At 61.7% G+C, this 22183-nt stretch carries 20 protein-coding genes; 13 read left to right on the forward strand and 7 right to left on the reverse strand.

Annotated features, from left to right (window positions below):
- Positions 1-615: 615 nt before the first annotated feature.
- Complete coding sequence (gene udk, locus ACFPB1_RS11030) at positions 616-1263, reverse strand: uridine kinase (protein WP_379225030.1); 648 nt, start codon at positions 1261-1263, stop codon at positions 616-618.
- Positions 1264-1696: 433 nt separating this feature from the next.
- Between udk and htpG the strand changes: the two genes are divergently transcribed.
- Positions 1697-3586, forward strand: coding sequence for a molecular chaperone HtpG (htpG, locus tag ACFPB1_RS11035; RefSeq protein ID WP_379225032.1), 1890 nt, complete (start codon positions 1697-1699; stop codon positions 3584-3586).
- 98 nt (positions 3587-3684) lie between these two features.
- Here the strand turns inward: htpG and ACFPB1_RS11040 are convergent, their stop codons facing one another.
- From ACFPB1_RS11040 to ACFPB1_RS11050, 3 genes are all read right to left on the reverse strand, one after another.
- The gene (locus ACFPB1_RS11040; protein ID WP_379225034.1) at positions 3685-4896 is read right to left on the reverse strand and encodes a hypothetical protein; all 1212 of its coding nucleotides are present in this window, start codon (positions 4894-4896) and stop codon (positions 3685-3687) included.
- A gap of 106 nt (positions 4897-5002) precedes the next feature.
- Entirely contained in the window at positions 5003-5446 is a 444-nt protein-coding gene (locus tag ACFPB1_RS11045; protein WP_379225036.1) for an HIT family protein, read from the reverse strand.
- A 67-nt stretch (positions 5447-5513) separates the two neighbouring features.
- Positions 5514-6467 carry a helix-turn-helix domain-containing protein gene (locus tag ACFPB1_RS11050; protein WP_379225038.1) on the reverse strand — a complete coding sequence of 318 codons (954 nt, stop codon included), beginning with the start codon at positions 6465-6467 and terminating at the stop codon, positions 5514-5516.
- 59 nt (positions 6468-6526) lie between these two features.
- Here ACFPB1_RS11050 and ACFPB1_RS11055 point away from each other — a divergent pair, with 59 nt between their 5' ends.
- From ACFPB1_RS11055 to ACFPB1_RS11075, 5 genes are all read left to right on the forward strand, one after another.
- Complete coding sequence (locus tag ACFPB1_RS11055) at positions 6527-7339, forward strand: phytanoyl-CoA dioxygenase family protein (protein ID WP_379225040.1); 813 nt, start codon at positions 6527-6529, stop codon at positions 7337-7339.
- A gap of 271 nt (positions 7340-7610) precedes the next feature.
- Positions 7611-8267 (forward strand): MgtC/SapB family protein, encoded by a 657-nt coding sequence (locus ACFPB1_RS11060; protein ID WP_379225076.1) that lies wholly within the window; start codon positions 7611-7613, stop codon positions 8265-8267.
- Between the two features lie 164 nt (positions 8268-8431).
- Positions 8432-9562 (forward strand): phosphodiester glycosidase family protein, encoded by a 1131-nt coding sequence (locus tag ACFPB1_RS11065; RefSeq protein ID WP_379225042.1) that lies wholly within the window; start codon positions 8432-8434, stop codon positions 9560-9562.
- 264 nt (positions 9563-9826) lie between these two features.
- Positions 9827-10609, forward strand: coding sequence for a polysaccharide deacetylase family protein (locus ACFPB1_RS11070; protein WP_379225044.1), 783 nt, complete (start codon positions 9827-9829; stop codon positions 10607-10609).
- A gap of 4 nt (positions 10610-10613) precedes the next feature.
- Positions 10614-11126 (forward strand): acyl-CoA thioesterase, encoded by a 513-nt coding sequence (locus ACFPB1_RS11075; protein WP_379225047.1) that lies wholly within the window; start codon positions 10614-10616, stop codon positions 11124-11126.
- Positions 11127-12004: 878 nt separating this feature from the next.
- On the opposite strand, the gene ACFPB1_RS11080 is transcribed toward ACFPB1_RS11075, so the two are convergent.
- Positions 12005-12781 carry a DODA-type extradiol aromatic ring-opening family dioxygenase gene (locus ACFPB1_RS11080; RefSeq protein WP_379225049.1) on the reverse strand — a complete coding sequence of 259 codons (777 nt, stop codon included), beginning with the start codon at positions 12779-12781 and terminating at the stop codon, positions 12005-12007.
- Between the two features lie 205 nt (positions 12782-12986).
- Between ACFPB1_RS11080 and ACFPB1_RS11085 the strand changes: the two genes are divergently transcribed.
- Positions 12987-13544, forward strand: a complete 558-nt coding sequence (locus tag ACFPB1_RS11085) for a helix-turn-helix domain-containing protein (protein WP_379225050.1) — start codon at positions 12987-12989, stop codon at positions 13542-13544.
- Positions 13545-13894: 350 nt separating this feature from the next.
- Here the strand turns inward: ACFPB1_RS11085 and ACFPB1_RS11090 are convergent, their stop codons facing one another.
- Entirely contained in the window at positions 13895-15208 is a 1314-nt protein-coding gene (locus ACFPB1_RS11090) for an MDR family MFS transporter (protein WP_379225053.1), read from the reverse strand.
- Between the two features lie 221 nt (positions 15209-15429).
- Between ACFPB1_RS11090 and ACFPB1_RS11095 the strand changes: the two genes are divergently transcribed.
- Together ACFPB1_RS11095 and ACFPB1_RS11100 are read left to right on the forward strand one after the other, a co-directional pair.
- Positions 15430-16218 (forward strand): polysaccharide deacetylase family protein, encoded by a 789-nt coding sequence (locus ACFPB1_RS11095; RefSeq protein ID WP_379225055.1) that lies wholly within the window; start codon positions 15430-15432, stop codon positions 16216-16218.
- Positions 16219-16911: 693 nt separating this feature from the next.
- On the forward strand, positions 16912-17265 hold the full coding sequence (locus tag ACFPB1_RS11100; protein WP_379225057.1) for an aldehyde dehydrogenase family protein: 354 nt from the start codon (positions 16912-16914) through the stop codon (positions 17263-17265).
- Between the two features lie 39 nt (positions 17266-17304).
- Here the strand turns inward: ACFPB1_RS11100 and ACFPB1_RS11105 are convergent, their stop codons facing one another.
- Positions 17305-17883 carry a TetR/AcrR family transcriptional regulator gene (locus tag ACFPB1_RS11105; RefSeq protein WP_379225059.1) on the reverse strand — a complete coding sequence of 193 codons (579 nt, stop codon included), beginning with the start codon at positions 17881-17883 and terminating at the stop codon, positions 17305-17307.
- 339 nt (positions 17884-18222) lie between these two features.
- Here ACFPB1_RS11105 and ACFPB1_RS11110 point away from each other — a divergent pair, with 339 nt between their 5' ends.
- The 4 genes from ACFPB1_RS11110 (at position 18223) to ACFPB1_RS11125 (ending at position 21974) form a co-directional block, all read left to right on the forward strand.
- Positions 18223-18705, forward strand: coding sequence for a quercetin 2,3-dioxygenase (locus ACFPB1_RS11110; RefSeq protein WP_379225061.1), 483 nt, complete (start codon positions 18223-18225; stop codon positions 18703-18705).
- Between the two features lie 74 nt (positions 18706-18779).
- Positions 18780-19691 carry an alpha/beta fold hydrolase gene (locus ACFPB1_RS11115; protein WP_379225064.1) on the forward strand — a complete coding sequence of 304 codons (912 nt, stop codon included), beginning with the start codon at positions 18780-18782 and terminating at the stop codon, positions 19689-19691.
- Between the two features lie 41 nt (positions 19692-19732).
- The gene (locus ACFPB1_RS11120; RefSeq protein ID WP_379225066.1) at positions 19733-20497 is read left to right on the forward strand and encodes a hypothetical protein; all 765 of its coding nucleotides are present in this window, start codon (positions 19733-19735) and stop codon (positions 20495-20497) included.
- A 28-nt stretch (positions 20498-20525) separates the two neighbouring features.
- On the forward strand, positions 20526-21974 hold the full coding sequence (locus tag ACFPB1_RS11125; protein ID WP_379225068.1) for a hypothetical protein: 1449 nt from the start codon (positions 20526-20528) through the stop codon (positions 21972-21974).
- Positions 21975-22183: the final 209 nt, after the last annotated feature.

Here is a 22183-nt window from a genome sequence, read left to right on the forward strand (position 1 = left end):
ATGTCCGCAACGTGCCTTCGACGATCCGGCGCTCGGCGACGCTGGCTCTGTCCTAGCGCGCCTGCGCGTTTTCGGGTCCTGGCGGACATCCGGCCTTCCCCGGCTTCTTCGCCCCGCGAGGTGATCCGCTCGAAGTAAGGCGCGTCCAACCGGGGGACAGGGGACAACTCGCGCGCCGGCGTGCTTGCCGAGCCGATGGCGCGGACGCTGCGAGACGCATGGTTTTCTCTTCTGTTTGAGCTTGTCTGGCAGCTTTTTCATGTATTTAACGCGGGTATAAATTTACCCGTTTTTAATGAGTTCGGGGGTTGGTTGAAATTTAAGGAGGCACTATATATCAGGTGGTTTCATGAACAAGTTGGCTTAATTTTATTTAAGTTTTTTGCATATTTGCACACAATGATTCCACATGGGTAAAAACCGCGTCTGAGAGCGCATGGTCCGCGCCTTATGCTCCTCCGTAAAGGACGGTCGTTGTCCGCCGTTCGCGTGCCCGCGGACGACAAAAAAGCCGGGACTCGTCCCCGGCTGACGTCGGTTTCTATTCGTAATTTTCTATTCGTACTTTTCTATCTGTCGTTTTCTACCATCGTTGCCGTTCGTTTATTCCTGGGGCTAACGTCCAATAACGCCGCCCGGCAGCTCGCCGCCGTTCTTGGCGTACTTCTCCGTGAGCGTCGTCAGCAGCTCGATGCCGATCTGGTTTTCGCCGCCTTCGGGGATGATGATGTCCGCGTATTTCTTGGACGGCTCGATGAACGCCTCGTGCATCGGCTTCACCGAGGTCAGATATTGTTGGTGAATGGATTGGATCGTCCGGCCGCGCTCCTCGATGTCCCGCAGCACCCGGCGGAGAATGCGCACGTCGGGGTCCGTGTCCACGAACACCTTGATGTCCAGCAGCTCGCGCAGGCGCTCGTCCGACAGCACGTGCAGCCCTTCGAGGATGATGATCGGATTCGGGCGCAGCATGACCGATTCGGTCTTGGAGCGGGCATGGATGGTAAAATCATAAACCGGCGCCTGCACGGATTGGCCGTCCCGCAGCTGCTTCAGATCCGCGATCAACAGCTCGTTGTCGAAGACGAGCGGGTGGTCGTAGTTGAGCGCTTCCCGTTCGGCCATGGAGAGATGGGGATGATCTTTATAGTAATTGTCCTGGGAAATGAACGTAACGTCGTTCGTGCCGAGCCGTTCGATGACGGAGCGCGCGACCGTCGTTTTGCCGGAGCCGGTCCCCCCGGCGATTCCGATGATGAGCATAGTGCGAAGCAGCCTCCTTGGGGGTGTTCAATCCTCGTATTGTAGCACAACCGAGGCTCCGATTTCATCCCAGAGGGGGAAGCACATTTTGCTAAGGCGGGCGAAGGAAGAGCAGCTCGGGCGGCTGACGGCACGGTCCGCTGCCTGGCGGCTTGGGGTGGCGGCGCGCGGTGTCGGGGGGCGGCGTTCGGTGTTGGGGAAGCGGCGCTCGGTGCGCCGTCGCGACGCAGAAGGTGACTCAGCAACCTGCATGACCGGCGCCCTGCCTCCGTCCGCACGAATCCGGCACCGCCCGCGGCTTGGGAACTTAGTTTCTTCAAGTTCGGGCTTGAGCCCGGCCCGCTAATTATGCTATAAAAGGAAGTAGCGTTAGCACTCCGATGGGTTGAGTGCTAACATCATTCATTCCATACCGGGGAGGGCGTTCCGTAACATGGTGAAGCAAGAGTTCAAAGCCGAGTCCAAGCGACTGCTCGAAATGATGATCAACTCCATCTACACGCAGCGGGAGATTTTCCTGCGGGAGCTGATCTCCAACGCCAGCGACGCGATCGATAAAATCTATTACAAGGCGCTGACCGACGACAACATCGCGTTCAACGCCGCCGACTATTTCATTAAAATCACCGCGAACAAAGAAGCCCGCACGCTGACGATCGCCGACACCGGCATCGGCATGACCGAGGAGGAGCTCGAGAACAACCTCGGCGTCATCGCGAAGAGCGGCTCGCTCGCCTTCAAGAAGGAGAACGAGAGCAAGGACGGCCACAACATCATCGGCCAGTTCGGCGTCGGGTTCTACGCGGCGTTCATGGTGGCGGACCACGTGACGGTCACGAGCCGCGCGCTCGGCAGCGCACAGGCGTTCAAGTGGGAGTCCGAAGGCGCCGACGGTTACACGATCGAGCCGGCGGACAAAGCGACGGTCGGTACCGAGATCGTGCTGCATATCAAGCCGAACGCGGACGAGGACAACTACGACGAGTACCTGGAAGAATACCGCCTGCGCGCGATCGTGAAGAAATATTCCGACTTCATCCGCTACCCGATCAAGATGGACGTCTCGGGCCAGCGGCCGAAGGAAGGCGCCGCCGAGGGCGAGACGCCGGAATTCGAAGCGTACACGGAAGAGCAGACGATCAACAGCATGGTGCCGATCTGGCGCAAAAACAAAAACGAGCTGACCGACGCGGACTATGAAGCGTTTTACCACGAGAAGCGCTACGGCTTCGACAAGCCGCTCAAGCATATTCACATCAGCGCGGACGGCGCGGTCGTCTATCGGGCGATCCTGTACGTGCCGGAGAACACGCCGTTCGACTATTACACGAAGGAGTACGAGAAAGGGCTCGAGCTCTACTCCAACGGCGTCCTGATCATGGACAAATGCGCCGACCTGCTGCCGGACTACTTCAGCTTCGTGAAAGGGATGGTGGACTCCGAGGACCTGTCCCTCAACATCTCCCGCGAAATGCTGCAGCACGACCGCCAGCTGACGCTGATCGCGAAGAACATCAAGAACAGAATCAAGAGCACGCTGCTTAGCCTGCTGAAGGACGAGCGCGAGAACTACGAGAAATTCTACAAGGCATTCGGCCGCCAGCTGAAGTTCGGCGTGTATAATGATTTCGGCGTGAACAAGGACATGCTGCAGGATCTGCTGCTGTTCCACTCCTCCAAGGAGAACAAACTCGTCTCGCTGGATGAATACGTCGCGCGCATGCCGGAAGACCAGAAGTTCATCTACTACGCGACGGGCGGCTCGATCGAGCGCATCGAGAAGCTGCCGCAGACGGAGCTCGTGGCGGATAAGGGCTATGAGATCCTGTACTTCACCGACGACATCGACGAGTTCGCGATCAAGGCGATCATGACGTACAAGGAGAAGGCGTTCAAGTCGGTCTCGAGCGGCGACCTCGGCATCGAGCCGGACGCGGACGAGAAGCAGGAAGCGGAGGACCCGTCCAGCAAGGCGCTGTTCGAGCAGATGCAGACGCTGCTGAGCGGCAAGGTGACGAAGGTCAAGGCGTCCAAGCGGCTGAAGAGCCACCCGGTCTGCCTCACGAGCGAGGGCGAGCTGTCCATCGAGATGGAGAAGATCCTGAGCGCGATGCCGAACAACGAAGGCATCCAAGCCGAGAAGGTGCTGGAAATCAACGTGAACCATCCGGTGTTCCAGTCGCTGAAGGAAGCCGCGGAGAAGGATAACGAGAAGCTGAACCTGTACACGCAGCTGCTGTACAACCAGGCGCTGCTCATCGAGGGACTGCCGATCCAGGATCCGGTGGCATTCACGAACGACATCTGCAAAGTCATGGTATAAACGAAGGAAATGACATGAACGCGAAAATCTCCGCCGTGCGGGCCGATACGGGCCGCGCGGCGGAGATTTTTTTGGCTTGCGCGGCCGGCGCGCGGGCGTCAGCCGGTGCCGAGCCAGAACAGCCGGAGCGAGGCGCTGGCGATCGGCTGTTCGGCGACGCCGCCAAACGGCGGGTATTGAATCGAGCTGCTGAGCTGAATCTGCGTCTGCGTGCTCGTATCCGGAATGGTGGCGCGGAGTTCGACCACGTCGCCCGCGGCGAGCGCGATAATCGCCTGCGCACCGACGTTGTTCGTCTGCGTGTCCGGGAACTCGGCGACTCCGGACGAGGTCGACAGCTGCGCGTCGTTGTTGACGAAGATGGCGAAGGCGCAATGATTTTGTCCGGATACCGGGAGGAAGGACACGAGCCAATCGACCGCGTAGTCGCCCGAGACCGGCACGGTGAGCGAGGTCGCGTCGGCGGTGATGCCGCCCGCCATCACCGATCCCGGCTGGTCGAATTGATTGAATCGGACGGGCTGATCGGCAATGAGCGTCTGAGGGCCCATATCGAAGACGTTCGCGTACACGGGTGAAAACGTGCCCGCAGGGCCTTCGGGACCTTCCGGCCCGGTTTCACCCTGGGGCCCGGTTTCGCCTTGCGGCCCGGTATCGCCCTGGGGCCCGGTATCGCCCTGGGGCCCGGTATCGCCCTGGGGGCCGGCTTCGCCCTGGGGCCCGGTTTCGCCTTGCGGCCCGGCTTCGCCCTGGGGCCCAGTTTCGCCTTGCGGCCCGGTTTCGCCTTGCGGCCCGGCTTCGCCCTGGGGCCCGGTTTCGCCTTGCGGCCCGGTATCACCCTGCGGCCCCGGCGGGCCTTGAAACTCATTGATCACCACGTTGATGCTGTCAATGCGCGTCAAAAAGACGTTTTGCTGCGACACCGTCAGATTGACGGGCTGGATGGTCACGAACAGCTGGTTCACGAGCTGACCGACGGTGCCCAACTTGTTGCCTTGCGCGAGCTCGACGCTCGCGAGCAGCCGGATCGCGTCGCCGAGCAGCCGCACGAGGCGGCTCTTGCGGCATAGTTTCGCCGAGGTGACGAATGCTTTCAGCCGCGCGAACTGCAGCAGCAGGGGATGGCTTACGCCATCCTCCGGCGACCGGAGCGCGGCGGGAAGAGCGTGTTCAATGCCTTCTAGGATATGGACGAGCCGTTGGAATTCCGTCCTGCTTAGCCTGCTATGGCAAGGCCGCTTCTTGGGGCTGCAGCAGCAGGACTTGCTGCCGCGTCGACGGGGCGGCGGGTTGCTTTTGCGGTCATGCAATTGTTACGGGCCTCCTCCGATTGCGTGCTAACACACTGTACGGAGACGGCTGCGGCAACGGAACGGCGAATGTCGGACTGGCAAATGCCGCCCGTGATCCGCCCCTCTAGCGAGGCCGCTCGTCCGTTTCGGGTGAATGCCCGTCGAGCGCTGCGGCGAGCTTCGCTTTCGTGGCCGCGAGCCTTCGCTCGGCGCCGTGCGGGCGGAGCGGCTCGCTCCACGAGAACCCGTCGCCCTCATAACGGGGGATGAGGTGCAGGTGGTAGTGGCCGAGGTCGTTGAACCGGCCGCCGTTCTGGCACATCGTGATGCCGTCCGGGCGGAACGTCCGCTTGAGCAGCGCGGACAGCAGCCGCGCGGCGTCCATGATCGCATGCGCGGTGCCGGCATCCATGTCCTCGAGGTCGAGGACGTGCCGCTTGGGCAGAAGGAGCAAATGCCCTTCGTTGAACGGGGCGATATCGAGCACGCAGGCCAGCGTCTCGTTCTCGTAGACGACGTTCGCGTCCGGCTCCAGGCCGTTCGCGATCCGGCAGCCGAGGCAGTCCATAGGCGTACCTTCTTTCTTCTCAAATGGGTCGTGACGGCTGGACGGTCTGCACCCACGAGGCAGGCCGTTAATCCGGATCCGGCGCCCGCGCGGCCGCGTCCCGCCGTACCGCGGCGAGCCGCCGGAAGGCCGTCGGGCTCGCGCCGAAGGCGGCCGTGAATCGGCGCGTGAAGTAATAGGCCGAATCGAAGCCGACGTAGGCCGCGATCTCGCCGACGGGGCGGCTCGTCAGCTCCAGCAGCTTGGCCGCCTGATGCAGCCGCGTCTCCGTGACCCAGGCCGCGACGGACTTGCCGGTCTCGGCCTTGAAGAGATGCCGGAACCGCGATTCCGACAGCCCGGCGCGGCGGGCGAGCAGCGCGGGCGCAAGCGATTCGTGCGCATGGTCCGCGATGTAGAGCAGCGCCTCCGCGATGCGTTCGTCCTGGCCGATGGGCGCATCGCCCGTGCGCCATTCCTGCTCGGCGCTCTCGTGCAGCAGGATGAGAATCTCCGCCAGCGCCAGCAGGGCCAGCGCTTGCCCCGCCCGGCTGCCGCGGCGGGCATCGGCGATCAGGCGGCTGAATGCGTCCTCGAGGCGCGCCCGGCCCGCTCCGTCCGCGACGGCGACCGCGTGCAGGCCCTCCCCGGTCCGGGGCAGCCGGAGGTACGGCCGCCATTCCGGGAGCGGGAGAAAATGCGTCCACAGCAGCCCCCAGCCGCCGTCCTCGCCCGCCGCGTAATGATGCGGCACGCCGGGCGGCAGCAGCACGGCGTCGCCGGGGCCGGCGGTCAGCACCGCTTCGTCGACGCGGAAGTCGCCGCTTCCGGCGACCGTATAGATCAGCAGCCAGTCGACCGTGCCCCGCGGCCGGTGGCCGTAGAACCCGTAGGGCTGGCGGAAATGGTCCGCCATCAGCACGCCGGACGTCGGCGCGGTTTCCTGCTCGTATTCGTACAAATACTTGTTCGGCACCCGTCTGCCTCCCCGGGCCGCGCGTTCCGCAGCCGTTTTGTACAGCACGACAGCCTTCGCCTTCATTTCCGGGCGCGCCTGATGCCGCTTACAATAAACGTATCACAAAACGGGAGCGGTGAGCGATGGCGATCGGGACGATCTTGACGGACGCGCAGTGGAAGCAGTTCGCGGAGGAAGGCTATGTAATCGCGAGAGGACTGTTCGGGCCCGCGCAGGTGGAGGAGATTCGCGCGTGCTTCGCGCAGGTCGTGAAGCAGGGCGGCATCCCGGGGTATTTCGAGCCGAAGACGTTCGAGGAGGCCGAGGGGGAGCCGCTGCTGATGTATCCGCGCATTCTGTACCCGCACCGGGTCTTGGCGACCGCGCGGGCGTACATGCTGGCGCCCCGGGTCATGGCCGCGCTCGCGGAGCTGTTCGGCGAGGAACCGCTGGCGGCGCAGAGTATGTTTTACTTCAAGCCGCCGGGGGCGAGGGGTCAGGCGCTGCACCAGGACAATTATTATTTGCGTGCGGAGCCGGGGACATGCATCGCCGCCTGGACGGCGATCGACGACGCCGACCAGGAGAACGGCGGTCTCGTGCTCGTGCCGAGGACGCAGCACGAAGCCATCCAATGCCCGCATGAAGCGGATCCGTCGCTGTCGTACTTTCCCGACGAAGTCGACCTGCCCGAAGGGGCGGTCGTCGTGCCGGCCGACATGCGGGCCGGGGATGTGCTGTTCTTCAACGGCAGCACGATTCACGGCTCCTACCCGAACCGCTCGGCGAACCGGTTCCGCCAGTCATTCATCTGCCATTACGTCGGCGCGTCGACGCTGCGGCTCGGGCATCATATCCACGACGACCTGCACGCGGCGGACGGGCGCGTCGTGACGGTTGCCCGCGGCGAGGGCGGCGGTCCGTGCGGGACGCCGTACGCTGCGGAGCCGCACTGAGCGCAAGGACGCGGGCGCGGGCCGGGGACGCCGCACCTGTCACGAGCCGTCCACGGCTGGTGGCGCGGGGAAGAGGGAAGAGGGCGCAGTTGCGAGAGAAGGCCGCCGCGGTCTTCTCTTTTCGTATCCCGCCTGTGCGGTATTGGATATCACGTGCCGGCCGGGACTGGCAGGACCGCGAAGGGAGTGCCATAATTAGGGAGTGTTTGAATCGCAGCCGAATTGGCGTACAAATAGTGGATGAAAGGAGGCGGGGACCGTGGAGTACGAAATGCTGCTGCGCATCGTCGTCGCGGGCGCGTGCGGGCTGCTGATCGGCTACGAGCGGAAGAATCGGATGAAGGAAGCGGGCATCCGGACGCATTTCGTCGTGGCGGTCGGCTCCGCGCTCATGATGGTGCTGTCCAAGTACGCGTTCGCGGATATGCTGGGCGAAGACGGCGTCGGGCTCGATCCGTCGCGGATCGCCGCGCAGGTTGTCAGCGGGGTCGGCTTCCTCGGTGCGGGAATGATCTTCACGCAGCGCCAGACGGTCAAGGGCCTGACGACCGCCGCGGGCATCTGGGCTACGGCTGGCATCGGCATGGCGGTCGGCGCCGGCCTCTACGTGCTCGGCATCGGCGTGACCGTTGTCCTCTTGGCCGCCCAGAAGCTGCTGCACAGCGGGTTCGGCTGGATCGCGGCGCCGAAGAACGAGCAGCTGACCGTGCGGCTGCGCGACGAGGACGGCGCGGTCGAGGCGCTGCAGGACGCGCTGAAGTCGGCCGGCATCGCCGTGCTGCAGTTCCATGCCGAGAAGCGGCGGGAAGGCGGCGAGCCGGAGCTGCGCTTGGACATGGCCGTTAGGGTGGCTGGCGCCGAGGACGAGGAACGGCTGCTGCGCCTCATTCAGCGATTGCCGCAGGTGCTGCAGGTCGACCTGCAGTAGCCTCGCGGGGCGTGTACCACCAGGCTTCCATCATTTGCACGGCGGATTTTCAGCTTCTCTTAAGCTAGCGGGCGTATAGTGGGTGATAACGGCGGACGGCGAACGTCCGTTTTGTTTTGGACATCGGCAATTTCGCCAACTACGCGCTAGCAAAGGAGAATCGCATGGACACGCAGACGCAGGCTCCGTTCGAGCCTCATTATAAAAGCAAACGTTACAAGAAACCGGGCAAGCCCAAGCGGTGGAGAAGGCGGTTGACGCTCGTTATGGCCATCCTTCTGCTCGCGGTGTTCGGCGGAGCGGGCTGGTTTTACCTGACGCCGTCGGGCTCGAATCTCCGCTACATGATGGCGGACACGCTCATCACGAGCCAGCACCGCTACCTCGCCAAGTACCTGATCGGCCAGAGCGAGCTCGACCGCCGGGTGGCGGATTACACCAAGCAGTTCGACGATATGGGCCAGATCAAGGACGAGCATAACGTCGACTTGGCCGCGCATCCCGCGAGCGACGTGCGGCTGGAACGGATCTCGACTGCGAAGTACAAGGGCTACATCATGTACGTGCACGATCCGAAAATGATCCGCGTCGCCACGACGAGCATCGTCGGCTCCGGCGAAACGGTGCTCAGCATGGTGAAGCGCACGGGCGCGATCGCCGGCGTCAACGGCGGGGCGTTCGACGACCCGAACTGGGACGGCAACGGCTTCAAACCGGCTGGCATCGTCATGTCCGGCGGCAAGGTCCTCTATAAGGGCGATGGCATGGAGGCGCCGGTCAACGTCGTCGGCATCGACCGCGACGGCCTGATGGTGGCCGGCCGCTACAAGCCTTCGCAGCTGCTCAAGATGGGCGTCCAGGACGCCGTCACGTTCCAGCCGAAGTTCATCGTCAACGGCAAAGGATTGATCAAGAATGAAGCCGACGGCTGGGGCATCGCGCCGCGGACCGTCATGGCGCAGCAGAAGGACGGCACGATCATGTTCGTCGTCATCGACGGCCGCCAGCCGGGCTATTCCGTCGGCGCGACGCTGTACGACATCCAGAAGCTGCTGCTGGCGCGGGGCGCGGTCACGGCTGCGAACCTGGACGGCGGCTCCTCGACCGTGCTCGTGAAGGACAACGCGGTCGTCAACAAACCATCGAGCAAATACGGCATGCGCTACCTGCCGTCCGCGTTCCTCGTGTTCGACCATCCGGAGAAATTCGACGCGGGCAACATCTGGAGCGGCATCGACATGGAGCATTTCGACGCCTCGAAGCCGCGGACGCATGCGACGTCGAAAGTATCGTAAGGGAACGTAAGGGAAGGGAACGTAAGACATCGTAAGACAACGGTTCGATTCGCGGCGCGAAAGGTTTACGGCGCGAAGCACGTATAGGGTTAAAGGATCGGGGACGCCTTCTGGCGTTCTCCTTTTTTGTTGCCCGCGCAACGGCTAGCCGCTTCGGTACACCTGTGCCGCGACTTTGCCGCGCGCGGCATAAAACGCCGCTCTCCGCGCCATAGTAAAGGTTGATCGCAGTCGGGTCCTCCGACTGGGCAAGGAGGTTGCGGTATGCGTCATACGGGGTTACGTTTGCTGGCGGTCGCGATTGGTTTGGCCGTGCTGTGCGGCTTCGGGCTTCCCCGAAAGGATCGGCATTTTTACGAAAGCAGGGGGGACGTCATCTGGGAGCTGCCGCTCGCGCGCAAGGAGCTCGCCTTGACGTTCGACGATGGTCCCGACCCGCGGACGACGAACCGGATTCTCGATCTGCTCAAGCAGTATCGCGCTAAAGCGACCTTCTTCGTCATCGGCAACCGGGTGGAGAAATATCCGGACATCGTGAGGCGGGAGATCGCGGAGGGGCATGAAGTGGCCAATCATACGTTCAATCATGTGTTCTTCACCGGAGGGGTCGCGTCCGAGACGATCCAGCGGGAAATCGCGCGCACCGACCGTTCGCTGATGCGGCTGACCGGCAAAAAGCCGTTCCTGTTCCGTCCGCCGGGCGGATACTATAACGACAAGTCGATTGATATCGCGCGGAAGCTCGGGTATACGACCGTGCTCTGGTCGTGGCACCAGGATACCGAGGACTGGCGCAGCCCCGGGGTGCGGCATATCGTGAACAAGGTGCTGAAGAACGCGCGCAGCGGCGACATCGTGCTGCTGCACGACTACGTGTCGGGGAGCGCCGTACATACGGTGAAGGCGCTGCAGGAGATCCTGCCGGAGCTGGAGCGCAGAGGCTTCAAACTCGTGACCGTGTCCGAGCTGATCCGGGATAAAACAGGAGAATTGCTGCCGGTCTCGAATTCATCCGGTGGAACAGGATCTTCGAAGAGAGCGGAGTGAACGCATGCAACCGAAATTCATTCGCGAGACGCGCTGCTTCAAGGTGTCCCGCGTGTTTCCGACCGACGTCAACAACCACAACACGCTGTTCGGCGGCAAGCTGATGGCGTACATCGACGACATCGCGTCGATCTCCGTCTCCAAGCTGTGCCGGGCTGCGGCCGTGACGGCGTCCACGGACTCCGTCGACTTCCTGCAGCCGATCCGGCCGAGCGACTCCGTGTCGCTGGAGTCGTTCATCACGCATACGGGCACGAGCTCCATGGAGGTGTTCGTCAAAGTGATTCGCGAGGACATGCGCACCGGCGACCGCACGATCGCGGCCACGGCGTTCCTGACCTTCGTCGCCTTGGACGACCATAATCGGCCCATCCCCGTGCCGGGCGTTATCCCGGAGACGGACGAGGAGCGGAAGCTCTTCGAGACGGCGGAGTACCGCACGCAGCTGCGGAAGCACCGGCGGGAAGAGAGCAAGAAGTTCGCGGACTATTTGCTGACGAAGTATCCGTGGGAGTAGGGCGGGCGAAGCGGTAGAACTGCGGGTGCACGAAGGATTGCGGCGGCCGCACCGCAAGCTTCGCGCCCGCAGCCAATTGGAGGTCGGTGCCGGTGCCGGCGCCAGTGGCCTGCCGCGGCGTGGCCGGCCAACGCCCTCGCCGGCACTGCCACAAGCAGGAGTTTCGCGGCCGCCCTCACCAGCGCTGCGGCCACGGCCGACCGCGGTCCTCGCTAGTGCGACTGCGTGCAGGAGCCCGCGGTGGCGGGTGGTATTTATTCAACGCCGTCGCGGCCAAGCGGACAGGAGAGCCGCTATTTGGGCGAATCGGCGCAAAATCTTCGTTTCGCGGCCACAGGAGCGCTTATTGGCTTGTCGGGCAAGCAATTATGCCGCTTTTTGGACCAATAGCGGAACGTGTGGCCGCTCAAATGCCGGGCGGCCTATTTTGACGCAAATAGCGGCTCTGGTGGCCGCGAAAGTTTGCGTTCGGTGCCGGCGCCACGGCATTGGCCTGTGCAGGAGCCCGCGGCAGCTCGCGGCACCCGCCGGCGCCGCCACGCGCAGTGGCCCGCAGCCGCTCGCGGCCCTCGCCAGCGGCGTCACGTTCCGCGGCTCGCGGCACTAGCCTGCGCCGCCGCGCGCATGTCCCCGCGGCTCGCGGCCCTCGCCAGCACCGCCCGCGCGTAGTGACCCGCGGCCTTCACAGCGCTGCAGCACGCTGGAGCCCGTGACCGCGGCGACCCTCGCCCGCCGGCGCCGCCCGCGTCAAAGGCAAACAAGGCCCGCAATCCCAAAAGGATCGCGGGCCTTTTCGCAATCAAGCCGCCGGCACGGTTATTTCAGCCGGGCGCCTCGCACACGCACGCCTGAGCCGGTTCTCGGCACCCCTCAGCCCGTTAACCGAACTGCCAGCAGCTCAAGCTCAAGCTGCCGAGCTGGTAGCTGCGGTGCAGCAGGGCGGCTCTGCGGGTTGGGCTGCCGGCGCCCATCGCGATGAGCAGCGGAATGAAGTGCTCGTTCGTGGGCACGGCTTCGGCAGCGTGCGGCGCCCTGTTGCGGTAATCGAACAGCGCCTCGGTGTCCCACGCTTCGAGCTTCTCCTGCAGCCAGGCATCGAACGTCAGCGCCCAGTCGTCCGCGGTTTCGGCGCCCCAGCTCAGCCTCCGCAGACTATGGACGGTGCCGCCGCTGCCGATAATAAGCACGTCTTGCTCCCGAAGCTCCGCCAGCGCGCTGCCGATGCGGTACTGCTCTCCGTTGGTCAGCTGCCGATTCACGGACAGCGCCACGACCGGAATCTCGCCGGCATCGGGGAAAAGCAGCTTCAGGACGGCCCAGGCCCCGTGATCCAGGCCTCGCTCGCCGTCGAACCGGCTCGGGATGCCGTGCCGGGCGAACAACGCGCGGATGTCTTCGCTAAGCTGAAGGTCCCCTCGGGCCGGATAAGTAATGCGATACAGAGCGTCCGGAAACCCTGAGAAATCGTAGATCGTCTCGTACGTGTCGGCGGTGCTTATCATCTGCGTCGTGTGTTCCCAGTGGGCGGAAAACAGGACGATCGCCTTCGGCTGCTTCGGCAAGCCGGCCGCGAAACCGGTGAGAAAATCGGTGTAGGCATGCCGCTCCAGCACGAGGGATGGCGCGCCGTGCGCGAAGAAATAAGCGGGCATCATCGTACATCAGCTCCTTCATGGGTTGTAGGCCGTCCGGCGTCGGCGCGAAGCCACTGCGCAGCTTTACGAACCCGCAATATTAGCGATACAGATATAAATTTTATATCTCTAATTTACTTCTGGACAGAATAGCGTGTCAACCGGAAAATTGATAATATAAATGAAACATGCATATCGCTAATATTTTATGGAGAGGGGTCGGCGTATGGACATCGGCACGAATATCCGGGCGATCCGGAAGCGCAAGAACATCACCATCGCGCGAATTTGCGAAGATACCGGCCTGTCCCAAGGCTTCATGAGCCAGGTCGAGACGAATAAGACGTCCCCGTCCATCGCAACGCTGGAAAATATCGCTGGCGCATTGGGCGTGCCGCTCGCGTACTTGCTGCTGAAGAAGGAGGAGCGCATGCGGATCGTCCGCCAGGGGGAACGTAAGATCACGACGAGCGGGCCGGAACGGCTGAAGGTCGAGCACCTGGGCGCCGCGAAGAGCATGCGGATGATGCTCGTCGAGCTGCCGCCCGGCGGTTCGACGGGAGAGGAGCCGCGGGCGCACGAGGGCGAGGAGGTGCATCTCGTCGTACGGGGCCGCATCTATGCCGAGCAGGGGGAGGACGCGGCGGAGTTCGGCGAAGGCGACTCCTTCAGCTGGAACGCCTGTGTTCCGCATCTCGTGCGCAATATCGGCGAAGACACGGCGGTCGTGCTCATCGCGGTCTATACGGAAACGGAGCAGGCGGAGACCCGCTACGACCGGTAGCAGCCGCGCCAGCGCGGCCCTGTCCACCCGGCGCCGGCCGCATCGGCAGCAGCCCGCCGGAGCCGCCGCGCCAGCGCGGCCCTGTCCGCCCGGCGTCCGCCGCATCGGCAACGGCCCGCCGGAGCCGCCGCGCCAGCGCGGCCATGTCCGCCCGGCGCCCGCCGCATCGGCAGCGGCCCGCCGGAGCCGCCGCGCCAGCGCGGCCATGTCCGCCCGGCGCCCGCCGCATCGGCAGCGGCCCGCCGGGAGCCACCGAGACACCGTGGCCCTGTCCGCCCGCCGCTCTCCGCACGGCAACGGCCCGGATTCGCCTGACGAGGCAAATCCGGGCCGTTAGAGCTTGGCTATGGTTACTTCATCTCGGGCTTCGGCTTCGCGCGCCGCGTCTTTCCCGCGGGCCGGCGAGGCGCTTCCTCGAGCTTGTTGAACATGACGTTGTAGAGGACGGCCGACAGCACCGCGAGCAGCGCCAGCGCGGCGAACGTCCCCTTGAACCCGAGTATGCCCGTGAGCGGGATCGACATCGGGGCGAGGGTGCGGCCGAGCGTGAAGCGCAGGCTCGCCGCCGCGAAATATTGCCCCCGCATTTCCTCGGGTGCGAGCCGCGCGACGAACGCCTGCTGCGGCCCGGCGGACATGAGCTCCGCCAGCGTAAACACGGCGATGGCGGCCGTGAAGCCCCAGAACGTCGACATGTTGCAGAACATCATCATGCCGAGGGCGTAGACGAGCGCGCCGCCGATGAACACGAACCGGTCGCGGTACGTCGTCATCCATTTGGTCACGACCACCGTGAAGAGGGCGACGAACAGGCCGTTCTCGGAGACGATCAGGCCGAACAGCTGCTGGCCGGTCAACGTCAGGTCCCAGCCGCGGAACGAGAAGAGCGTCGACAGCGGCACGGTTTCCTTCAGGAAGAGCGGGAATAGCAGGTCGAGCTGCATGAACGTCTGCGCGAGCAGCACGCCCGCGATGCTGAACAGCAGGAACACGCGGTCCGCGGCGATGACCCGGTAATCCCGCAGCTGGGCCGCTACCGCCGCGTACCAAGGCGCGCCGGACGCGGTCCGGTGCCGATCCGCCACGTGCGCGGGCCGCGTCTCGCTCAGCCGGGCGCGCATGACGAGCGCGATCGAGGCGCAGATGACGGCGGCCGCGGCAAGCACGGCGTACGGGTTGTCCTTGTACAAGAGCGACCCGAGCAGCGGACCGACGACGACGGCCATGTTCGAAGCGGTATAGAAAACCGCGAAGACGCCGGATTGATGCTTCTCGTCGACGACGTCCGCGACCATCGCCTGGCTCGCCGGCCAGTACAGGGCGCCGAAGAAGCTCGCCAGCGTGAAGCCGGCGAACGCCAGCGCGTGCAGGTTCGCCCATGGCGACGCCGCGCAGGCGAACAACGCGTAGCCGAAGGCCTGGCCGCTCGCGGCGAACACCATCATCCGCTTGCGGCCGAACCGGTCGGCGCAGTAGCCGCCGATGAGATTGGCCAAGACGGACAGCAGCTGGGAGAGCACGAGCAGCATGCCCGTCCAGCCTTTGCCGAACGCATTCGTGAAATAAATGGACAGGAACGGAAAGAACGTCCAAAAGATGACGTTAAACGCGGTTTCTCCGCCGAGGCGGAGCTTCAGATTCGTATCCCAATCGCGGATTCGCATGTACAACTTCCTCTGGGTGCCTGATTTTCGTGGGTTGGGCTTCCCCATTATACACGCACGTCCGCGGCGAAGGAACATTCCTTCGCCCTTTTACCGCGCCGCAGCAGGCGCTCCGGAAACTCCGCCCGGGTCAGGAATGAAGTTGCAGTGGTCCGCCCGCGGCGCCTGTCGTATGATTGAAGGACGAGAGAAGGCACAGACAGACATCGGGGGAGTTGGCGATGAAGAAACGAAAAGCCGCGGCGATGACCGCCGTGCTGCTGTTCATAGCCGTGTCGCTGGCCGTCACGGCCGATCAGCTGCTGCAATTCAGGCAGACGGTCGCGTTCGCGTCGTCCGGGACGTCCGCGGCGCGCATTCCGGTGCTTTGCTACCATTCGATCGCGGATAACGGGGGAAGCAACGAATACATCGTCTCGCCGGAGCGGTTTCGCGAGGAGATGGCGTGGCTGCACGGCCAAGGGTATCGCAGCCTCGATCTGAAGGAATTCGGGGCGATCCTGTCGGGTGAGGAGAAGCCGAGCGGCAAGGAAGTCCTGATCACGTTCGACGACGGATATGCGAACAATTACGCCGAGGCGCTGCCGGTGCTCCAGCGATACGGGTTCCGGGCGACGGAGTTTCTCGTGACGAACTGGGTCGGCGGCGCCGGGTATTTAAGCTGGGACGAGGTCAAGACGCTGCGGGGCGCGGGCTGGGACATCATGGCGCATACGCGTACGCATCCGTTCCTGCCGCTGCATACGGCGGGCGTGCAGCGCGACGAGATCGCCGGCTCCAAGGCCGCCATCGAGCGCGAGCTCGGCACCGAGGTGACCGCCATCGCGTACCCGTACGGGCTGCGCAGCGAAGAGACGATGCGGCTCGTGAAGCAGAGCGGCTACGCGTACGCCTTTACGTTCGACGACGGCTGGACCGAAGCGGGCCAGAATCCGTACCTGCTCAAGCGGCTGTTCATCCCGGGCGGGATGGGACTAGGCGCGTTCGAACGCAAGCTTGCGGATGGGTGACGGCATTCGCATGATGCCGCCCCGAAGAGGAAGAGAAGGGCATTTTCATCGGGGAACGGATGGAACGAAAGTAACGATGTACGCGCAATGGAGCACCATGGAGCATTACCAAGCGATGCGAAATGGCCCAAAACTTCTTCCGTATTTACAAGAAGCGATGACGATAGCGAAATTCGAGCCCGGTTCATATGAAGTCGACTTACGTCTGCCGTTGCAAGAAAGACCGATTCCATGGCGAATCGGTCTTTCTTGCAATTAAAAACGGTCGAGAATGCAAGCTAAAGTGTAATGTTCGAAACCTTACACAAATTGGAATTTATGTTCCGATATGATGTTGTATTTTCGAATTTGAACGTGTTTATGTGGTATGTTGAACGGTTCGAGGTTCGCCGTTCATGAAATTGAATGGAATATATATTCCGAAAATTGCTTGACTAGCATCCGGTCGAGAAGGTATACTAGGCCTCGTGGAACATATATTCCAAATTAATGCGGTACAGAGGAGGCGAACGACATACAGCGAAAACCAATTACCCAAAGACTCGTCACCCCGTCGCCAAGCCATGGAGTCAAAAACTATACGATCCAAAAGGAGACATGAAAATATACGACAAACTCTTTATCGGTGGTCAATAGAAAGCGCCGATCAACCAAGAAGTCATCGAACTCCGTTCCCCGCATGACCAATCCGTTGTGGGCAAAGCAGCTCAAGCTTCTCCGGCCGATATCGATTTGGCCGTTGCCGCGGCCAGAAAAGCGTTCGATAACGGTCCTTGGCCGAAAATGACGCCGGGCGAACGCCAAGATCTCGTAGCTCGCTTCAATGAACTGCATGCCGCGCGCGCGGACGAAATCGCGGCTCCGATCACTTCCGAGAACGGTACGCCTAGCTGGTTCACGAACGGACTGCAGTACTCTCTGTCCGAGCAAACGAACGCTTATCTTCGCGCCGCGAAATCGTACGGTTGGGAAGAAACGCTGAATGACGGCAAAGGTCCGATGATTCGCCGCGAAGCGGTCGGCGTCGTCGCCGCGATCATTCCTTGAAACGCGCATGGCGCCCAAGATGGCTCCGTCATGCGGCCATTATGGCGCGTTAAGCAGGGCGATGGCGGCATCCGCTATGCGATGCAGCTTCTTTTTATCCGTGGTCGTGCGGGCTAATACGCGCAAGCCGATGATCGTCGTCTGCAGACTTTCCGCAAGCAAGCTGGCGTCCTTATCCCCCGGAATTTCCCCCGCCTGCTGGCCTGTCCGAATGAGATCGGTCAGGTATTGCGCTTCGGATTTAAAACTTTGGTTGGCGATTTCGTAAACCTCTGGATCCCTCAGAGCCAACTCGGTCGCCGAATTGACGACTAAGCAGCCTAGCGGCCGATCGTCGCCCGCTTCGATCAGATAGTCGATCATATAGCGAATGGCTTCCTTCGCCGTGCGCCCGCGTTTGGCCTCCGCTTTCACGGCCGCGGTCGTCTTCCTGTACTGTTCCACAGCCTTCACAAAGAGGCTGTGCTTGTCGCCGAACGTATCGTACAAGCTTCTGCGATGGATGCCCATATGCGTAACAAGGTCCTGAAGCGACGTTTTTTCGTACCCCTGTTCCCAAAATAAACGCATGGCTTTCTGAAGGACGTCTTGTTCGTCGAATTCTTTGCTTCTTGCCATCTTGTTCACCCTCTTCAGATCGATTTTAGCATAGGAGAACAATCGGTGAAAGATAAAAGCAAATTCATTTTTAATACCATTTTATTCCTGATTATTTAACTTTATGGGAACGACTCTCAAGCGCTAGCACTCCGAAAACCATTCATTTTACAGCTAAATTCGGGACTAAATAGCAGAGTTATAACCGTCCGCTAGGCCGAAGGGAGATTTTATGAAATATGAAGTTTGAGGTAGGAAGGTTGACAAAAGGGGCGGGCAGGTTTTAAATATGGGAATGATCGATCTAATATACTGCGCAGTTAAAAAAAATCGACAACATAAGAGGAGACCGGAGCAACTATGAACAAGCCAAAAGCGGGTGCGATGCGTCGCAAGCCCGATCAAGATAATACGTATTTATTCATGACCGACATCAATTCCATCTTGGTCAGCGGGGAAGACACGAACGGGGAGTTTTGCGTGGTGCATGTCTCCGTTCGCGAGAACGACGGCCCGCCGCTTCACGTCCACGGGAGCGAAGACGAATCGTTCTACGTGCTCGAGGGAGAGATCGAGATCACGCTTGGCGACGATAAGTTTACGGCAGGAGTCGGCGAATATGTCTTTGCTCCGCGCGGCATTCCGCATACGTTCAAGGTAAAGTCCGAGAAGGCTCGTTTCCTGGTTACGGCTTACCCGGCAGGCTTCGATTCCTTCGTCAAGGAATTGGGCGTTCCTTACGAGGAGGGCATGGAAGCGAACATAGAGCCACCTACGCCCGAGCTGCTTCAGAAGCTCATGGAAGTATCCAACAAATACAATATCAGCTATCCGGGCCTTTGATTCATACGATGATTTCCCCGGCATCCTGCAATACAATCCGCATCAATTAAGAACGGAAAGAAGGATACTCTACGATGACATCTTTCGCGAATTTTTCCGCAACCGATTCTAGCGGCGCGCTGGCGCCGTTACGGCATACCATAACGATCGACGGCGTGGAGCAAAGCTTTCACATCGCGGGCAGCGGCCCGGTGTGCCTGGTTCATCCCGGCGGTCCCGGCTTCGACTGGAATTATATGCGCATGCCGCTGCTCGAACAAACGATGACGCTCGTCTATATCGAACCCGTAGGCACGGGGAATTCGGGTCTGCTGCCGGACGAAGAATACACGATGCCGCGGTACGCTTATTATACCCACAAGATCGCGGAGTACATCGGAGTCCGGAAGCCCTACTTCCTGGGCCATTCGCACGGCGGCTTCGTCGGACTTCAATATGCGCTGGATTATCCGGATGAGATCGAAGGACTCATTCTCTATAGCAGTGCTCCATGCATGGTACGCGAACTCGGGGAGGAGCAGGCTCGGCAAATCGAGCTCTACGCGCGGCGCTGGCCGGATCGTCCCGAGGCGCAAGACGCGATGCAGGCGTGGATGGATATGGGGGCGGGCGCGGCGCGGGACAATGCGTCGTTCCTCAACCTGTTGGGACGGCTGCTGCCCGCATTCTTCGGCGATTATTGGAACCTGCCGGAATCCTTCAAGACGTGGCGGGATCAGTTGAATTTTTACCTCGTTCCTCGCAAGCCGCATACGTGGGATGTGAGAGAGGCTTTAACTGAGATTGCCGTACCGGCGCTCATCCTGGTCGGCGAACACGATTTTAACTGCGGCCCGCGCTGGGCTGCGGAAATGGATGAGAAGCTGCCGAACTCGCGGCTCTATACGTTCGAGGCGGGCGGCCATATGAGCCATGTCGAGCGTCCGCAGGAGTTTGCGAATGCCGTGCGCGATTTCGCCGCTCAGGCTGCGCGCACTGAATCCTAAGGCCGATAAGTACCGGAATTTTGAGGAGGACATACTTAATTATGAAGAGCATGAAGAAGCGGGCCGCATCGCTGCTGCTGGCAGCCGCGGTCAGCGCGGCCATTCCGGCTGCCGTCTCCGCGAACGAAGCGAGCCTGGCGGTAACGGTCAACGGAGCGGCGCTGGTATCATCCGCCAACCATATGACGGACGGCAAGGTTTATGTGGATCTTAAGCGCTTCGCGGGCATGACGGGGATCCACTATGTCTATGACAGCAAGAAACATACGGCAATCCTGAATGGAAGCACGCTTAACGTTGTCGAAACGAACCACGTGCCGACGGTCTACATTCGGAATCTGGCGAATGCGGCCGGAGCGAAGAGCTTGACCTGGAACGGAACAACGCGCACGGCGCAGATGAACATTAATGCCGGGCTGATCGTCTTCGGCGACGTCGTGTCCCAGAACGCGGGCTGCGTGGCGCAAAGCCGGTTTACCGTCGGGGACGGAATCGTGTTCCGGATGACGGCCCAGAATCCGATCACGGGCCTGCTCGCGGAAGACGCGAAGCTGCAGGTGCATCTCAGCACGGGCGAAGTGCTGGACATGCAGCTGGGGCAGCACCCGCCCGATGCGCCGAACGGCGAACGGTTTTGGAGCGCGAATTACAAAGTGACGGACGCGACTCCGAAAGGGACGCTGAATTACTACGTCACCGCCGAAACGCCTGCCATGAAAGGCGAATTCAAGCCGTTTCAAGTCGCGCCTTCGCTCATCTCGATCGTCGCGCCGGAATCCGTGACCGCGGAAGAGACGGCGAACTAAGCGCGCCATGGAAGCGAGGTTTAAGCCATTGAAACCCATCACGCATCCGTTCGCCGTCTTGAGCGCGCTTCTGTTCCTGGCTGCGTCGTGCCTGGGGATCGCCGCTCCCGCGTCGGCGAGCGGCCAGTCCGTCGCGCCGTCCGTCCAAACCGCGGAAAGCAAAGGCACCGTCGGGTCGATTATCCATTTCTCGGCCGCGGGCTTGAAACCGAACGCGCCCGTTAACCTGCATTGGGAATCCGAGCAAGGCAGCTATGTGATCGAAGGGCTGTACAGCTTCATCGGACCGGCGTACACGCCCGAAGTGAAGACGCTGCTGTCCGGCACGTCCGACGCACAAGGGAACTGGCAGGGGAGCTTCGCCGTTCCGCGAGGCTTCGGCGGCGATCATACGCTATACGTGAGCCAAGACAATAAGCACGTCGCCCAAAACAACCTGTTCGTCGCGCCGACGTTCCGGATCTCGCCGGCGTCCGGACCGGTCGGAACGGAAATCACGGTCCAGGCCGAGGGGATCGGCTATTCGACCATGGAGAGCAACTGGCAGTTGTCGTACGACAACAAGATGACGGGCCTGATCTCCGCCGTCTCTACGAATGGCAGCGCGACCGCCAAGATTCGGGCCTCCGGCCCCGCCGGCAAGCATACGATCACGATCTGGCACGGCTATCTGGGCATGCCGTACGTGAATTACACGGAAGCGCCGACTGCCTATTTGCCCGTTCCGAGCTTTACGTTCGACGTGACCGACGGGGCGCCGGTCGAAGAGCGCGAAGTCGAAGCGCCGCCCAAGGCGGCCGGCGGCGGCGTGCATATGCCCGCCCTGTCGAATAAACCGGGCGTATCCGCATCGCTGAGCCAGCCGTCTGGGCACGTGGGGGACCGCGTCACGCTGAGCGCGAGCGGGATGCCGGCGGCCCAATCAGTGGAGCTGGTCTGGCATACGATGGAGGGCAGCCGAGTCTCCGGCAAGAATTTTGAGGAGAAAACAAAGGTCATCGGCACGGCCCGGACGGACGAAGGCGGCAGCCTAAGCTACGAATTCCCGGTCCCCGACGATCTTGGCGGCGTGCCGCATCGGATGGAATTGAAGGTTGCCGGCACGACTTACGGCGAGGTCTACTTGTCGATCCTGCCGTCGATTGTCAAGGTGACGCCGACGTCCGGACCCGCGGGTACCGAAATCGCCATTCAGCTCAAAGGGGTCGGCTGGACGGAATACGATAACGCCTACTACCTGGATTACGACAATGCTTACCTGGGTTACATGTGCGGCTTCAACAGCCAGGGAACGGTCACCTTCACGATCGTTGCTTCGGGCGAACCGGGTTACCACATAATCGACCTGTATCCGGGGATCTACCGGGGAGAGCAGCGCAGCCCCGACGTCTATGTCGCGCCCCAGCTGACCTACGGCGAGGATCATCCCGGCTCCGCCATTCCGGCGATCCGGTTGGGATTCACGATTACCGAATAAGCTGCAGCAAGAGAAGAAAATAGAAAACAAAACGGCGGCCGGCAGAACGGCCGCAGGACAACTGAAAGGCCGTCCGGGCGTATCCGAGGCCACTGAAGAACTTAGGTGTTTTGTAGTTTAAGATTTTGCAGTATAAAAAAATGGACCATCTACTCTTAAAATAAGGAGCAGATGGCCCATTTTTTCATTTTTATTAGACTGTCAATTTT

It is taken from the genome of Paenibacillus sp. GCM10023250 (assembly GCF_042653205.1).
Classification (GTDB): domain Bacteria; phylum Bacillota; class Bacilli; order Paenibacillales; family Paenibacillaceae; genus Paenibacillus_Z.